Origin of the sequence: Acinetobacter sp. WCHAc060006, from assembly GCF_004209135.1 — a bacterium.
In the GTDB taxonomy this organism is placed as follows: domain Bacteria; phylum Pseudomonadota; class Gammaproteobacteria; order Pseudomonadales; family Moraxellaceae; genus Acinetobacter; species Acinetobacter cumulans.
Genome location: NZ_SGSS01000073.1, coordinates 1 through 1828, shown reverse-complemented (window position 1 = coordinate 1828; position 1828 = coordinate 1). Strand labels below are relative to the sequence as shown.

Below are 1828 nucleotides of genomic sequence, written 5' to 3'. Positions count from 1 at the left end.
CTCGCGATGACATCGCCCAGCGGCTGGCCATCATCCTGTGCATCGACCAGGGCGCCCCCGATCTCGGCGAAGGATTTCAGGGTGTCACGCACCACCCCCGCTTCGTCTGCGACCTTTGCATGGCAAATACGCTCCGAAGCACGGTAGAGACGGCCGACGATCCGGTCGTGGGTTTCGACCACTGCGTCGGCCAACATCGCCTGCCATTCCGAGACGCAAACAGCCAAGATCGCAAGCCGCCTGTCCTCCGGGAGATCGCGCATGCCGTCGGCATAATACCGTTCACCCTGCCTGCGCAGACGAGTCACCCGATGGGCAGGAACGCCGGCAAGCAGATCCTCGGGGAGATCGACGCGTTGCAGATATTCGAGCCGGTCGAGCAGCCGGTTGGCCGACGAAGAGTTCGAGCCAGGCTCGAACTGGCGCAGCCACACAAAACGGGTCACCCGATCATCAGCCGTCTCCTCGAGCAATGCCAGCAACTGTTCTCGGATCGACATAGGCAGCCGACTGGCGATCCTCGTCTCGATGCGTCGCTCGGCATCGACGAGAGCCGCGGCACAAAGCCGCTCGATCGTGGATGTCGCGGGAAGGACAGTGCGGGTGCGTCGGCACTCGGCTACGAAGCGACGGGCGATATCCTCGTTCGACACCGCCATCTCGGCTTCTCGGAACAACCATTCCTTCAGCTCGCTCGCACCACGTCCGGAGAAGGTGCGGAAGCCGTAGAGCCCCCGTAACTCGGCAAGATGCTCGTGCCGTGTTTCCTCGCGGGCAGCATAGTCTACGAGATCGTCGGCACCCAGGCCAAGCTGCGCTCCGATAAATTCGATGACCTCTGCAGGGATCAGTTCGCCTGGAGCCAGCACCCGGCCGGGATAGCGCAGGACACACAATTGCAGGGCGAAGCCGAACCTGTTGTGAGCGCGCCGACGCAGCCTGATATGCCCAAAGTCTTCATCACTCAGCGTATAGTGCTTGAGCAAATCCGTCTGTGAAGTCGGCAAGCGCAACAGCGCGTCTTTCTGCCGATCGGTTAGAGTGACGCGACGCGGCATACATGTTCCTTTTTCAAAATCTGATAGCGTTCAAGACGCTTTGTTTATGAAGCTGGTTGAGATACATTTCCAGAGGTCAATGCAATCGTGGCCGAAGCGCCGCCTCAAACCAACGTTTGTGATACATGCTGATCGGATATGCCCGCGTCTCCAAAGCCGATGGCTCGCAGTCTCTCGACCTGCAGCACGACGCCTTGCGCGCCGCAGGTGTCGAACGGGACAATATCTATGATGATCTTGCTTCCGGCGGTCGTGATGATCGCCCTGGCTTGACTGCCTGCCTCAAGTCATTGCGTGACGGCGATGTGCTGGTGGTCTGGAAGCTCGATCGCCTCGGACGATCGCTTGCCCATCTGGTCAACACGGTGAAGGAGCTGTCAGACCGCAAGATCGGCCTGCGGGTTCTGACTGGAAAGGGCGCTCAGATCGACACCACGACTGCGTCCGGTCGCATGGTGTTCGGAATCTTCGCCACCTTGGCCGAGTTCGAGCGGGATCTGATCCGAGAGCGCACCATGGCGGGTCTCGCCTCCGCGAGAGCGCGCGGTCGCAAGGGCGGACGAAAATTCGCGCTCACCAAAGCTCAGGTGCGTCTCGCGCAAGCCGCCATGGCCCAGCGCGATACTTCAGTTTCCGATCTCTGCAAGGAACTCGGCATCGAGCGCGTCACTCTCTACCGATATGTCGGTCCCAAAGGCGAGCTCAGAGACCATGGAAAGCATGTTCTCGGACTTACGTAGCAACTCGTTTCTTTTCGCAGGTTGAGCCAC

General features: G+C 60.2%; 2 protein-coding genes. One reads left to right on the top strand and one right to left on the bottom strand.

Annotation, left to right across the window (positions count from 1 at the left end):
- Positions 1-1058, bottom strand: a 1058-nt coding sequence (locus EXE29_RS17170; RefSeq protein WP_001138079.1) for a DUF4158 domain-containing protein, incomplete at its 3' end; no start/stop codon positions are given.
- Positions 1059-1183: 125 nt separating this feature from the next.
- Between EXE29_RS17170 and EXE29_RS17165 the strand changes: the two genes are divergently transcribed.
- Positions 1184-1798 (top strand): recombinase family protein, encoded by a 615-nt coding sequence (locus tag EXE29_RS17165; protein ID WP_000904906.1) that lies wholly within the window; start codon positions 1184-1186, stop codon positions 1796-1798.
- Positions 1799-1828 lie beyond the last annotated feature (30 nt).